Origin of the sequence: Rathayibacter sp. AY2B3, assembly GCF_002931755.1 — a bacterium.
In the GTDB taxonomy this organism is placed as follows: domain Bacteria; phylum Actinomycetota; class Actinomycetes; order Actinomycetales; family Microbacteriaceae; genus Rathayibacter.
Genome location: NZ_PSUG01000016.1, coordinates 56,609 through 69,406, shown reverse-complemented (window position 1 = coordinate 69,406; position 12,798 = coordinate 56,609). Strand labels below are relative to the sequence as shown.

Genomic DNA, 12,798 nt, shown 5'->3' with positions numbered 1-12,798 from the left:
GCTGTAAGTGAACACCGTGTGCCCGGACAGCGTCAACGGACACGGCAAGCTGCAACGCCAGCTCAGCGAGGCTGGAATGTCGGACGGCGAGGTCGGCGACGTGGTGGATCCAGATGTGCTGTTCAGCGAGGTTGACGGCGTATTGGACGCTGTGGAGAAGCCAGCTATGCACGTCTACCCACTACCCGCAGCCAACTCGCAGCCCTCCCGATCGACGCTATCCACTTCGGCAACGAAGAAGCAAGGGCCGATGCTGCGGCTCGCCGACCTCGGTTGATTCGCCAGCGCACTTAGAAAGGCCGCCCATTCTCTTCGCTGAAGAAGCCGATCTCGAAAAGTGCGTGATGTACCCGAGTACGTAAATCGGGACGAAGAGTGTCGCCGGATTCCTGGAACCATAAGTTCACCGCTTGAATGTCGTACTGCGCCATCGGGCGATCGGCGCCAAGATTCCCCGCGCATATAGCTTCGAGAGTCGTAACGGCATCAGGGAGATTCAGCGAACGAACAAGGCGCACCGACATGACCCCCATCGAAAGTGGTGCACCCCTGTGGCTCTTTGCAAGCCCCGCCGTGAACGAAAAAAGATCGACGTCACTTAAGTCAGGAGAGCCCGCGAGTACGTCACTTGCTCGCCAGAGGTTCGTACCACCGCCAGCGTGTACCGCCACCCACCGCAATATCTCGATCCGCCGCGACCCGGCCGGGTCATCATCGATAGTGTGCTCGGGAAACAAGAACCGTAGTGCACTTTCGCAAGAGCTCTCATCACGGAAGATTGCCGACCAAGTACTCTCCTCGATTGCCGTGATCGGTAGGATGTTAAAGAGGACAGCGGTTAGTGCAGGTAAGGCTGCAGCGTCGGTTGACTCGCTCGCGTAAGAGTTTAGATGCGCCAGGTCGCTCGCGAGGAGAGCCAATGCAAAGTTGCCAGAGTCCCAGTTTGCGGTGAGTAACATCGACCGAGATTCTAGGGAGCTGTTCGGGCCGACGAACTGGCCGGAGTACCGTTCCCACCACTGCGCATCCCGGTGTAAAAGCCATCGAGCCCAGTGGCCGATGCTGCGGGTGAAAAGCAGGTCACTGAGCGCGATGCTCGCAAGTCGGTCGAGAGCGTGACTCAGCGCCACATCTCGCGTGATATTACCGTCAATAGGCGAACTCAGTGCTACAAGAAGGTGCACTACTTCGCCACGAACAGAGAATAGGGCCGGCATGCCGTAATCGTGTTCTTGAGAGCCAAACCAAGTGACCATTAGAATGCTTGCAGGCAGTACTTCTTCGGTCCACCAGTCAATGTCTTCAGCTTGAGGAGGTTGTTCGGCGACGCGATGGCGGAGGTGTTCGAGCACCGTCTCGGCGAGTTGGCTCGCTACCGGCTTCGCCGACTCGTTTCCGTTCAATGCGAAATCGTTTACCTCGGCGAGGAGGTTCATCCAGAGCGACTTCAGTTCGCCCCAGGATGGCATCGGCGCTTCGCCGGCGTCACTTTTGAGGGCACGGAGCACGTGGAGCCGCGACCCCAGATCTTGTATTCGGGCGACCGACCGAAAATGTGTCAGCCACTCCTCTCGATGAAATTTCACGTGCGCTTCTATCTGCTGATACCGACGCGACAGAAGGTTTGGATCACCGGGATCACCAAGAGCAGACGAGCTGTTGAGTACTTCCGTCAGATCGACGACTGTCATGTCATCGAAGTCAATATCCTGCAGCGGAGAGCTGTGTGCGCGCGGTGCAACAGAAGGATCGTAGGCGGGCTGGGGTCCGAAATTGACGTCTTGAGTGGCCGCCTGCTGTAGGACGCGTCTCCACATCTCGGGCCTTGCATCTTCGGGTAGGTACGCGGTCCACTGGGCCTCTCTGAACCAATCCGCGCGATAGCTAACGGCCGGATCTAGATCAGCAGACACTACATCTGGCGAGGGGGCCTCTCCAAGTATGGCTCGAATTGATGATACGGCTTCATCGCCAAGCAAGGGAAGAGTTGCGGCTAGCAGGTTATAATCTGGCACTTCTGGCCACTCGGAATTGCTCATGCGATCTATGACGAGATCGAATCCCCGGCGAGCGAGTAGGGCACGTCGCCCCGGATCCGATGTCTCGATGGCCTTGGCCAAAGCAGCTGCGACGAGCGCTTCATGGCTGCGCTTGCCAAGCATCGTGAGGTCGACAGTTTCGCCCAACGCCTGTTCTGTTGCAACGACCTCCAATGAGGTTTCGATTAGTACGTGGGCGAGAGTTTGCGCTCTCGTAGACTTGTAACGGAAATGTTGTTCTATGGCGTGGGGAGTTTGCCTGTCAAGCTGGGTAAGAGCATTTATAATTGCCGACGAGAATTTTGACCGATCGGGAGGAGCAGCGGTTGGAAGTTGCGAGAGCGCAGATTCCAGTACCAAATTCATCCCGTGAACGGAATGATATTGCCTCGCTAAAACATCGAGGTTGGTAACGAGTCGAGTCAGAACTCTCCACCAGATCCATTTCGGTGAACCATTCACCTGGGTTTGCAACCACCGTGCGACATACGCGGAATGCATTTCTCGACCGGCTTTTCGGCTCAAGCGATCGACCTCGAAGGCTACCGCTGCGCCAGCAATCGAAGCACAATCAAGTAGCTCGGCAGCTACTTCCGCAGTCAGCTTCCGGTCTGCATCAATGCGATCAATTAAAGCCTTGAATTCGTCGGAGTTATTGATGGCCAGGTGGCGGACATAGCTGTATGCCAGCCAGGCCGAACGCCCGGGCAGGAGCTCCTCTATATGGATTGTTCGAGCGAGAAGAGGATCGCGGACGTTGTCGAAGAGGTAGACACGGATGCGCGGATCGGGGTTCGAAGATAGTAGGACGGATATTGATTCGAAATCTTTTGATCTGACCAACTCCCGATATTGCCTCGAAGTTACTGCTAGCGGTGCAACAAGTTCGACAAGCCGCTCAAGCACTCGATTGAGGAGTGCAAGCGCGTCGTCGTAAGTAGTACTCCCATGCACGCCGGCATTAGCGGCCTTGTTCAATTCGCGCATTTCATTCATCGCCGGGATACTCAGGTCTGCTGGCAAACCCGGGTTCAGAACCCCGATAAAGCCTGCCACCCTACTCAAGAAGCCCTTGTTCGAGGCGGCGACTGCTTTCTCTAGGGAATTTAGTTCTTTCTGAAGAGCCGTTCTGAGGTCGGAGTCGACCACGTCAATGCTTTGACGCCAACGCTTCACCAATTGCTGGGCTGCGTCTTTTATCCTCGGATCGTCGAGTTTTGGGAAGATGGAATCCATCGCATCTCGAACGCAGTAGCTGATCAAGTTTCCAGTTGTACTTATGGGTTCTTCTGAAATCTCCGAAGTGTGCGCAAGTTGAATTCCCCTAGAGAGCATAGCTAGCCCGCGATCTCCCTGGGCGGAGATTGAGCTCAACGGGCTCAGCTGCTCGAGCAGCTGCTCCCGCCATTCGTTGTCGAACACCGGAATCCCTTCATGGCGCCCTACTGGCGGCTCAAACATTTTTGTTTCTTTGGCAATACTGGAATCCGTGATTGTCTCGACTACCGGACATAGTCACTCTTGTTCGAGAATGAAGTCGACGAATTGCGCTTGGTGGTTTCTATCCTCAGGTGGCGTCAGTGTCACCATGCCGAGCAAAGGTTTCGTTGATTCCGAATGCCAGAACAAGCCATCCGTGTGAACTGCTCGGGGTCAGTTGGTCCGAGTAGCGCCTTGTGAGATCGGCCACATTGGCCCAGGAAGCGAGGGCGTCGGTGATATCCTCCCCCTCGACTAATTGGCCAATGTGAGACGAATCCACGCCCGCGCGATCGGCCGTCGCGTAAATGAGGTCGAAGAGCCGCCGTTCCGCAGCTGCGGTGAGGACTTCGCCCGGTGTTACTGCGGCGTCATGGTTGGCCGCAAGTTGTAGCACGACGAAGTTGAGATGCGAGTACTGGCGGAGGGTTGTCATGAAATCGAAGGTATCCGGTGGACAGGCGATCGCGGTAGCGATGTTTCAGATCTGGGTAACTCCTTCACGTTCGATCGACCTCTCTCCTGTTGTTGGCCGCTGTCCTATGCTCAGCTTATGAGTTGGCCTCGTAATCTATACTCCGGCTCGGGCGGTGGGCTCTACACGGGCACCGGCGGTGGCATGTCAGAGTCTCGCGGTGACGGTGCTTCCACGCTCCATGGCGGGGGCGCGTCGACGCTTCGAGGCGGCGGCTTGTCCACGTTGCGAGGAGGGGGACTATCTACTCTGCGGGGAGCCGGCCTGTCGACGCTTCGAGGAGGGGGCCTCTCCACGTTGCGCGGTGGCGGTTTATCGACGCTGAGGGGTGGTGGGCTGTCAACGCTGCGCAGCGGTGGCCTCTGGGACGGTCGAGACGACGAGCCTTATGTGGGCAATGTTCCGCCGTGGCCGCTCTACGTTCAGGAGCTCTGCAAGCTTGGTTTGAGTTACCACGCAGACATGATTTCTGAGGCCCGCGGGCTTCGCTAGCCGGATTCGATCTTCTGGGGTGTCTCTCGGAGCGCTGTTCGCGAGCCAGTACCGCCCTTCGTCTCGGTCGCGAGCCGGCGGACGGGAGTCAAGGTAACGGAAATCCCGGCTCGACGGTGAGCGTGTGGCCGGCTGCGAGCACCCCGCCGAGGTAGGTCTCGTGCGGAGCGTGGTTGCAGTCGTGCACGTCCATCCCGAGCATGTGCCCGGCGCGGGAGATGCTCCACCGGCGGTGGTACGACGCGGACGGGGCCATGGCCTCGTCGACGGAGCAGCGGATCAGGCCGAGGTCGATCAGCCCCTCGGTGAGGGCGCGCCCGCACGCGTCCTGGTAGTCCCGGAACCGCACACCCGCGCGCAGAACCGCGAAGCTCGACGTCAGGCTCTCATCGGAGTCAGGCGCGAACACGCCTCCGCGTCCGCCCATGGCATCTCGCTTGCCGCGTCAGCGGAATGTCCGGCTGATCGCGCTGCCCGTCTGGAACACGGTGATCCACGCGAAGAATCTCTGAAGGGGACGCAGCGGGAACGCGACGAGCCTCCGCCAGCCCGTCAGTACAGACCACGATCTGACGATCCGGACTCGAGCGCCGCCGGTCGTGCTCACCACGGTGAAATCGGTCAGAAGCGAGCTGCTGTGCGGAACATCGGGATACGCGAAGCTCCACGCGATCCGGTCCGGTCGGTGCGCGACCACGAGTTCGATCCTGCGGCGGCTGAATTGGGGCTTCACCTTAATCGGCTTTCCGTCAGGAAGACGTCCGCGTGCGCGGCCGTGCCAGACCGCGCTGGTCGCGACGTCCTGGTCCGCACGATCGATCGAGCCGACAGTCACCTCCCACTCGGAGACGCGTGCCGGGTCGGCGAGGAACTCCCACACCTCCTCGATCGGTGCTGGAACGAACGTCTCCGTCGACGCCGATACCCGCCCCTTCATCCTCGTCGCGGTTCGTCCGACAGGCGCGTCGAACCGGTCGAGCTGCTCGAGCACGGCCCCGGGTGACGTCCCCAGGCGCCTGAGGATGTCGGCGATCAGTCCGCTCGGCTCGGACACGAGGTCTCGGAGCACGGCGGCGGCGTCACCGCCCTTCTTCCTTCCGCTGGAGCGAGTGATGAGGTCCATCGCGCGCCTGCTCCACTCGTACCCGGCCGTCTCATGGAACACGATCCGTCCGGTGTCGGGGAACGACGCTCGGATACCGAGGGAGGCCAGCTGGGCCGCATGCTGCTCCTCCACGGCGCGGCGGGCGGCGTCCAGGTCGATGCCCATGCCGCGCAGCGCTTCTCCGGCGGGTTGGTCGTTGATGACCAGGGCCAGGAACAGATGCTCGAGGTCGGCTACGCGGAGCCCGGCTCGGGAGGCTTCCTCCATAGCGGCGAGGGAGAGGGCCTGAGTGGTCTGAGCGACGCGAGCGAGCTTGCTCATGCGTTCCTCCTGTGGATCGGGATCGTGGGGTCGACTCGTCTGGAGTGCTTCTTGTGGACGGCCTGCCGGGTGACCCCGAGCGCGTCGGCGATGTCCTGCCACGTCATACCCGCCCGCAGCGCGGCCTCGACCTGCTGAAGCTCCAAGGTGTCCGCCAGCACGCGCAACGTCGCCACGGCTCGCAGCCCCGCTCTCGGGTCGCTGGTGTCGGCCGCCACTGCCGCAATCTCTGAGGACTCCATGCTGTCAACCTAGGTTGCTGACTTCGGCCATGTCAACGTGGGTTGCACAAGGCTGTGCTCCGCCTTCTTCTTCGTCACCTTCGTGGTCGCCGTCGCCGTCGACCTGATCACGGGCCTCCCCGCAGAGGGTGAGGAGCGCGGACGGCCGCAGAGAACAGCGGAGGACCCGGTGGCCGGCGCTCGCCCCTGCGGCCGCTGCCGTGGAGACGACCGCCGGAACGAGCCTTCACAGAACGCTCGCCTCGGCTCAGACTGGTGCGGGGACGCCGGTCACGCCCGCTCGACCACCGCTCCTCGGCGCGGTCCTCACCGAGAGGGCTGCCACGGGGAGCGCTCCGCGGAGGCGTGCCGTCTCCTGCAGAGGATCCGTTGAACCGACCCGGCCCGGAGAACACGGGTCGGACGAACCTGGAGGCGCGATGAAGGTCATGCTCGTGATGCGGTCCGACGGCAGCTACGCCGGAGGCGGTGCCCCCGAGGACTACGCGGCGTGGGAGGACTACGAAGCGGCACTGAAGGCGGACGGCGTTCTCGTCGAATCGGCCCGGTTCGCCGGCGGGGGCGTCTCCGTCGTGACCGGTCTGTCCGCGGCGGGCGAGGAGCGCGGCGGTTCGTCCCCTTCGCGAGCGGAGAGGCCGTCCACCCTCGTCGGGTACTACCTCCTCGACTGCTCGGATCAGGACGACGCGGTCCGGTACGCCCGCCGCGCCCCCCTCTACGGCTCGGTCGAGGTGCACGAGCTCGCCCAGTACTGAGCTCGGGACCCGCCGTCGGTCGAGCACCCGTCCTCCACGAGGATCGGGACTCGCTCGGCTGCGAGTCGGTTCTGATCCTCTCGCGCCCGCCCCTGCCAGCAGGCCTCGACGCTCTGCTGTCCGAACCGGACGCGGTGTCCGTGGCGAGCCGAAGCGCCTACGGCCCCTCGAGCCGCTGCGGTCCTCGGGAACGACGGCGCCGGCTCGGGGTGCTCGAGTCAGCGTCCCGAACGCGCCGGACGCGAGAAGTACAGCCACACCACGAGGGCTGCCCCCCACAGCAGGAACAGCGGATCCCACAGCAGCGCGTGACCGGTCATGGCCGACTCGTCGTAGCCGCCGGCGGGTCGGATGATCCCGAGGAGGACCGCTCCGCTCGCCGCGACGTCGACCCCGCCGTAGAGAATCAGGAACACGCCCCCGACCCAGCTGACGCCCCGCCAGATCCGCACCCCCGGAATGCGTCCGTACGCCGCGGCGACCGGCACAGTAGCGGCGGTCGCCTTCACGAGGCCGATCAGGCCGAGCAGCACTGCGGCTCCGACCGGCGACCGCTCCACCGCATCGACCGCCCACTGGCCGACGGTCGGCAGGAGGAATCGACCGCCGAACGCCCAGTAGAGGCTCGAGGCCGCGTGCAGCAGACCCGCGAGGCACACGACGGCGAGGCCGACCCGTGCGATCGGTCGATCCCGGGACCCGGGAGGCTGGACAGTCACACCGCGAGGATGCAGCACGGACGAGAACGGGGTCCACGCCGCGCGTCGCTCACTACCCGGACCACCGCCCGCGCGGCGGATCAGGCGGACTCGCGGAGCACCAGCTGGTGGCGGACGGTGCGGCCACCGCGGGTTGTTCGCACGATCCCGTGATGAGGTGGACAGACGCCGCTCGCCTTGGAGAAGCGATCCCGTCATCCGTTCCTCAGAGTTCTTGGAGAGCCTCCACCGCGACCATATCGGTGTTCTCCTCGTCGGTCGTTCTGTGCGCGGCTCTCAGTACAGCTCGACACCTCATCTCGCTCGCCTGCCACCACAGCCCACGGTCGGACCCTCACCCCTCGTTTCTCCTCGAGAGACGACTTGGTACGACTCAGCACATAATCCGATAGAAGGGAATTCGCTTTCGTGTACTGCAGACGTGTAGGTTCCCTCGATGCGCCTCTGCCGCGCCATTTCCGCCTACCCATTGCCTCTAGCTTGTGCCGCACCACGAGCGGCCGCAAGATCACGTCGCGTACGGTGCGCCCGGCAATGGACGCACTCGTCGCCCACTCTCGACACACGTCGATGCTGCGCCAATGTGACGCAATGTTTGCAGCAAAAGGCTGATAAGTACGATGTCGACCTAGCTTCACCGAAATCCTGCAAAGTCGAACCGACCACCCGAAGCTACCTGCACCATCTGAATGAATCACGGCACGTCCCGGTTCAGGTGTTCCCGCCAAAGCGTCGGCGCGGAATCGGCTTGTCTTCACTCCTGAATTCGTACCGCTCGTCCGCCGGAATACTCGCTTCCGCCAGCACACAAGGACGGCCAAGGCACCCCGAGTTTCCGCCGTAGCCCAGATGGCAATCCCGTCCGACAGAAGACATGTGTGTCTCGGAGCAGGAAAACGCGCCACCTACATGTCACGTCTTGACACTTCCACCCCTCGATGAAAGCTTTGTCCTGTAGCGCAGGCACCGACTTCGAGCTAGGCGAATATTGCTTGTGAGTAGCCGCTCGACCTGTCTACAAAAAGCCTCGCTCGCATTCATAGCGACCTGCGCCGATCCTCAACGTGAGGTGATGGGTTGCATCGAGGCGAAGGAAACGGTAGTCGGACTCGACGTAGGAAATTCCATGGAATCCAGTGTTACCAGATTCCACGACGTTCGACAGAGCCTGCAGCAGACAGAAGATAATAACGAGAGTCCCGCGGAGCGGGAAACGAGACGGAGCGCCTCTATGTTCAGGCTAGAAACTACAAGTCGAGCACATCGAAGAATTCTGACCACTTTTACGATCACCGCAATCTTGAGCACAGTCTTCACATCCGCGGCTGACGCACAAACGATAGCGACCGACCAAGACGGCTCCGGCACTATCAGCATGGGTCGAATGGTCGATAGGACTCTTGTCCCGATCACAGAAGAGGAAATTGCTTCGGCGACGCGAGCGTTGCCCGATCCGCCCTCTCCGACCGGGAGCGATGGCAAAAGGCCGCTGCTGCTCGATTGGGAGAAGTGGTTCGATTGCTTCACCCTGAATCATGCCGACGACGTATACGCGGAGTATGTCCATTACTGGGATGGCATCGGAAAGGACGTCCGATTGAAATGCGGCGAGGGCGACGCCGATCGTGGGTGGGGATACAAACACATTAGCGGCAAGCACATGGACCAATGGCAGCACAAGTTGGATGGAGCGCGTCAAGCCGGTTGGAAATCACAATCACAGGGAGTCTTCTCCTGGGACGACCTCATGGCAGCAGCGGCAGGGGAAGCGGTCACATGGCCGGAGTACAAGGGAGGAAACTTCTTGAATCAAACGTCTTGTGGGGTAACCCAACTATACTTCTGGAATACGCAAACCGGCGACATCGTGTATACCTTCAAAGTCAGAGCGGGTTGGTCCAATACGAACGATCGCCTTCTGACCGCTTTTCCTTATTCAGGGGTGAGCTGCTGAGAGGAACGCGACTGTCATGAGAAGAATCCGCCTCTTCCCCGACTACGATTCTCGATGGTGTCTGTGGGAAGATGCCGCAGATGACTACAACGTAACGGCCAGCTCACTCGGTGCGTCGCGCCTGACCGAGGAGAAGATCAGCAGATGGTTTGACGATTGGGAACGTCACGTGACTCCAGAAAAGGACTGGGAGTCGGCCGCCCTTCGCAATGCATGGATCAATGACGGCATACAGCTGGTTCGCGAGTTGAACGCAGAACTCAATGCGAATGGAATCGTTGTCGAGGCAGGTTTCCTCTGACGCTTCAGACCTCCGTGCATACGGTGCATGCGCTTGGGCCCCTCAAGAGCTGCGGGCCGGACTCGACTCCGCGGAAGCTGCTGTCACCGCAGGCCGATGACCGGATCGGCCGGCTGAGCCCCCAGCCGCAGTCGGGGGTGATTCACGCCCCGCAGACGGTCGAATCCGTCCGCGCTACCGGGGCGCGTCAGGCGGACTCGCGGAGCACCAGCTGGTGGCGGACGGTGCGGTGGACGTCCGGACCGCCCGGCGGGACCTCGCCGGCGATCATGGCGACCGCGAGGTCGAGGGCGTGCCGCGCGAGCTCGTCGAGGTCGACGGCGAGGGTCGTCAGCGTCGGTGCGAGCAGCCGCCCGATCGAGAGGCCGTCGATGCCGACCACCCGGACGTCGCCGGGTACGTCGACGCCCGCCCGCCGGCAGGCGGAGAGGACGCCGAGCGCGCAGAGGTCGTTGAACGCGACGATCGCGTCGGCGGCCCGCGGCCGGGCGATGATCCGCTCGGTCGCGTCCGCGGCCGCCTGGGCCGTGGGGCCCTCCGCGCGCACCACGGAGGCCTCGAGTCCGTGCGCGGCGAAGGCCCGGATCAGCAGCTCCGCTCGCCGGCTCGGCCGGGCATCCCGGGAGACGTCGACGACCACCGGATGCCGGACTCCCGCTCCGGCCAGGTGCTCGGCCAGCGCCTCGACCGCGTCGGAGTGGTCGAGCAGCACCGCGGCCCGCAGCGGGTCGCCGGTCGGGTCCAGCTCGACGACCGGCACGGAGCCGAGCCGCTCGATCCACTCCGCAGCACGATCGCCGAAGAAGCCGATCACCGCGTCGGTCTGCGCGCCCAGCGCCTGGATCATCCGGTCGGAGTCGGCGGCGAGACCCACGTCCGCGAGGGGTGCAGCGGTGGTCGTCGGCCTCGCGTCCTCGTCGTCGCAGAACGAGGCGATCTCGACGGCGTTGATCGCAGACCTCGAGCACCGGAACGCTCAGAGCCTGGTCGAGGGATCGCCGCAGCTCACCGGCCTCGGTGTCCCGGAGTCGACCTCGACGCCGAAGCGACTTGCTCTGGTCCTGGAGGACGACGCCCGACTACGCGTTCAGCGGGACCACTACCTCGAGCTAGGTGAATCCTTCACCGCGTTCGAGACCGACGTGGCGCTGAACTCCGTGCAGATCACGGGCGACTCGGCCACGGTGACGTTCACCGAGAGCACCACCCTTCAGCGGAGTCCGTACGAGACAGGAGAAGCTGCTCCGGAGTACGCCTACTCCTTCCCCCAGGAGGCGACGCTACGGCTGCGCGCGGGCACCTGGTCAGTCGACACCCTCACCCACGAGACGGCGCACACCCCGGCAGATCTCCCGGAAACCGTCGCACCGGACGCCTCCCCCGCCAGCTGACGGTGCGTCCCCTTGGGTCGGATCGATCCGACCGCTCTCCGCCCACGCTGAGCGGCAGCCACCGCCATCGAGCGAGAGAGGGCGTGCTGAGGCGCATCGCTACGACCAGGAGAACGAAGGTCGCGAGGGCGACGGAGACACCCTGAGTGACGTGGAGGGGAGGGCGCGAAAGGATGGGCGCATGTCGAAGAAGATCGAAGCAGCCCACCGCAAGCTCGTCGAGGCGCTCGAGAAGCACGCCGAGCTCGCCACCGGAAGAAGAGCCGACGCGGCCGGATCGAAAGCGCCGCGGCCGACGTGAAGAGCGCTGCATCGAGGTACGCGGCTCTCGTGTCCTCGCGCACCGGTACGCAGAGTCCGTTCAGCGACATAGCGGACCCACGCCTGGACCGTCCCACGATCGCCTCACTCACGGCGGAGCGCGACGCGCTCATCCTCCGGCTGGCCCGGACTCCGTTCACGGCGTCCGACCTTCACGTGCCGCTCCCCGCAGGGGACCCGTCCTAGACACGTCTCACTGACGCGCGACTCGCTGGCGTGCTGAACGGTTCCGATTCATGGCGTGTTCACCGACGTGCCGGATCCTGATGCTCATGGATGCACGAGAACTGGCATGGGGGATTCTGGCGTGGCCGGCCGTTGCGGTCCTCGCGCTGCTGCGAACCGCGGGCAGCTGGGATGTATCGGGCGGGTCCGCAGCAGGGCTCATCGCGGGCACGGCAGCTGCGTTCACTGTCGCGGGCGCACTCCTGTGGCTTCCCTCGAGTCTCTGGCTCGACCGGCGGACACGCCGCTTCCCGCGTGTCGGGCAGGCGGCCGCGTTCCTGGGTCTGGGACTCGTGATCGGCGCCGCCGCCTCCACCGCACTGGTACTCGCGTCGGGAAACGCGACCTGGCCCTCCTCCGCGGGCCTCATCACGGAATACGCAGTCACGGCAGGCATCGCCTCCCTCCTCGGCCGGCTCCTCGCCACCACCCTTCGCGCGAAGAAGCTGCCGATCGTTCCGACGGCGGCGAATCGCGTGAACCGCTGAACGATCCGGGTCGTCGATCGATCAGCGTGCCAGCAGCAGTCCGATCGACCCGATGACGACCGGCACCACTGCAACGGCCAGGAAGAGGTAGGACAGCACGAGTCCCACCGCCGACTCCCAGCGAGGACCGTCGTGCCGTCGCGCCTGATGACCGACGACGACGCCGGCCAGCGGGAGAACGTACTGCAGCGTGGTCGCGACCCCGATGACCAGGGGATCGCCCCGCCACAGGTGAGCCGTCGCCAGGTATTCGATCGCGCACGACACGACGGCGAGAACGCCCAGCACGAACGCAGCCCGCGTCCACCACTGCACGAATCACTCCTCGCGCACGCCCGCCTCTCGGACCATGTGCCGGTTCGAACTCGGCGCGGTTCGACGAGCAGCGGGACGATCCGAGTCCGCATCTCCGGTCGCCGGGCCCCCCTCCTGCTCCTCGAGCAGGGGCCCGAGGGCGCGGTCGGCCGGGTCCGTGGGATGCACGACGTCAG

General features: G+C 63.3%; 14 protein-coding genes. 6 read left to right on the top strand and 8 right to left on the bottom strand.

Annotated features, from left to right (window positions below; all coding sequences use genetic code 11):
• The first annotated feature begins 16 nt into the window (after nt 1-16).
• Nucleotides 17-277, top strand: coding sequence for a hypothetical protein (locus C5C24_RS07415; protein ID WP_146082559.1), 261 nt, complete (start codon nt 17-19; stop codon nt 275-277).
• A gap of 13 nt (nt 278-290) precedes the next feature.
• Here the strand turns inward: C5C24_RS07415 and C5C24_RS17615 are convergent, their stop codons facing one another.
• The 5 genes from C5C24_RS17615 to C5C24_RS07390 form a co-directional block, all read right to left on the bottom strand.
• Nucleotides 291-3,461 (bottom strand): hypothetical protein, encoded by a 3,171-nt coding sequence (locus C5C24_RS17615; RefSeq protein ID WP_146082558.1) that lies wholly within the window; start codon nt 3,459-3,461, stop codon nt 291-293.
• A gap of 145 nt (nt 3,462-3,606) precedes the next feature.
• Nucleotides 3,607-3,954 (bottom strand): hypothetical protein, encoded by a 348-nt coding sequence (locus tag C5C24_RS17610; RefSeq protein WP_146082557.1) that lies wholly within the window; start codon nt 3,952-3,954, stop codon nt 3,607-3,609.
• A 619-nt stretch (nt 3,955-4,573) separates the two neighbouring features.
• A complete protein-coding gene (locus C5C24_RS07400) occupies nt 4,574-4,912 on the bottom strand; it encodes a M24 family metallopeptidase (RefSeq protein WP_104281866.1) in 339 nt (112 codons plus the stop codon).
• An 18-nt stretch (nt 4,913-4,930) separates the two neighbouring features.
• Complete coding sequence (locus tag C5C24_RS07395) at nt 4,931-5,911, bottom strand: SRPBCC domain-containing protein (protein WP_104304651.1); 981 nt, start codon at nt 5,909-5,911, stop codon at nt 4,931-4,933.
• Nucleotides 5,908-6,153, bottom strand: coding sequence for a hypothetical protein (locus C5C24_RS07390; RefSeq protein WP_104233627.1), 246 nt, complete (start codon nt 6,151-6,153; stop codon nt 5,908-5,910). Before C5C24_RS07390 ends, C5C24_RS07395 begins: the two co-directional genes overlap by 4 nt.
• 419 nt (nt 6,154-6,572) lie before the next feature.
• On the opposite strand from C5C24_RS07390, the gene C5C24_RS07385 reads away from it, so the two are divergent.
• Nucleotides 6,573-6,908 (top strand): YciI family protein, encoded by a 336-nt coding sequence (locus C5C24_RS07385; RefSeq protein WP_104304650.1) that lies wholly within the window; start codon nt 6,573-6,575, stop codon nt 6,906-6,908.
• A 218-nt stretch (nt 6,909-7,126) separates the two neighbouring features.
• On the opposite strand, the gene C5C24_RS07380 is transcribed toward C5C24_RS07385, so the two are convergent.
• Nucleotides 7,127-7,627: a DUF3995 domain-containing protein gene (locus C5C24_RS07380; RefSeq protein WP_258065082.1), complete on the bottom strand. Its 501-nt coding sequence runs from the start codon at nt 7,625-7,627 to the stop codon at nt 7,127-7,129.
• A gap of 1,300 nt (nt 7,628-8,927) precedes the next feature.
• On the opposite strand from C5C24_RS07380, the gene C5C24_RS17605 reads away from it, so the two are divergent.
• Both C5C24_RS17605 and C5C24_RS17600 read left to right on the top strand, forming a co-directional pair.
• Nucleotides 8,928-9,581, top strand: a complete 654-nt coding sequence (locus C5C24_RS17605) for a hypothetical protein (protein ID WP_146082556.1) — start codon at nt 8,928-8,930, stop codon at nt 9,579-9,581.
• Between the two features lie 16 nt (nt 9,582-9,597).
• Nucleotides 9,598-9,882, top strand: a complete 285-nt coding sequence (locus C5C24_RS17600) for a hypothetical protein (RefSeq protein ID WP_146082555.1) — start codon at nt 9,598-9,600, stop codon at nt 9,880-9,882.
• A 187-nt stretch (nt 9,883-10,069) separates the two neighbouring features.
• On the opposite strand, the gene C5C24_RS07375 is transcribed toward C5C24_RS17600, so the two are convergent.
• Entirely contained in the window at nt 10,070-10,756 is a 687-nt protein-coding gene (locus tag C5C24_RS07375; RefSeq protein WP_258065081.1) for a LacI family DNA-binding transcriptional regulator, read from the bottom strand.
• A gap of 19 nt (nt 10,757-10,775) precedes the next feature.
• Here C5C24_RS07375 and C5C24_RS07370 point away from each other — a divergent pair, with 19 nt between their 5' ends.
• Both C5C24_RS07370 and C5C24_RS17595 read left to right on the top strand, forming a co-directional pair.
• A complete protein-coding gene (locus C5C24_RS07370; protein ID WP_104304648.1) occupies nt 10,776-11,273 on the top strand; it encodes a hypothetical protein in 498 nt (165 codons plus the stop codon).
• A gap of 593 nt (nt 11,274-11,866) precedes the next feature.
• Entirely contained in the window at nt 11,867-12,307 is a 441-nt protein-coding gene (locus tag C5C24_RS17595; protein WP_181135498.1) for a hypothetical protein, read from the top strand.
• Nucleotides 12,308-12,328: 21 nt separating this feature from the next.
• Here the strand turns inward: C5C24_RS17595 and C5C24_RS07355 are convergent, their stop codons facing one another.
• Complete coding sequence (locus tag C5C24_RS07355; protein ID WP_104277410.1) at nt 12,329-12,622, bottom strand: hypothetical protein; 294 nt, start codon at nt 12,620-12,622, stop codon at nt 12,329-12,331.
• Between the last annotated feature and the right edge of the window lie 176 nt (nt 12,623-12,798).

Coding starts and splice junctions, on each gene's coding strand:
- C5C24_RS17610 (WP_146082557.1), bottom strand. CDS start 3,954: ATGACAACCCTCCGCCAGTACTCGCATCTCAACTTCGTCGTGCTACAA.
- C5C24_RS07400 (WP_104281866.1), bottom strand. CDS start 4,912: ATGGGCGGACGCGGAGGCGTGTTCGCGCCTGACTCCGATGAGAGCCTG.
- C5C24_RS07395 (WP_104304651.1), bottom strand. CDS start 5,911: ATGAGCAAGCTCGCTCGCGTCGCTCAGACCACTCAGGCCCTCTCCCTC.
- C5C24_RS07390 (WP_104233627.1), bottom strand. CDS start 6,153: ATGGAGTCCTCAGAGATTGCGGCAGTGGCGGCCGACACCAGCGACCCG.
- C5C24_RS07385 (WP_104304650.1), top strand. CDS start 6,573: ATGAAGGTCATGCTCGTGATGCGGTCCGACGGCAGCTACGCCGGAGGC.
- C5C24_RS17600 (WP_146082555.1), top strand. CDS start 9,598: ATGAGAAGAATCCGCCTCTTCCCCGACTACGATTCTCGATGGTGTCTG.
- C5C24_RS17595 (WP_181135498.1), top strand. CDS start 11,867: ATGGATGCACGAGAACTGGCATGGGGGATTCTGGCGTGGCCGGCCGTT.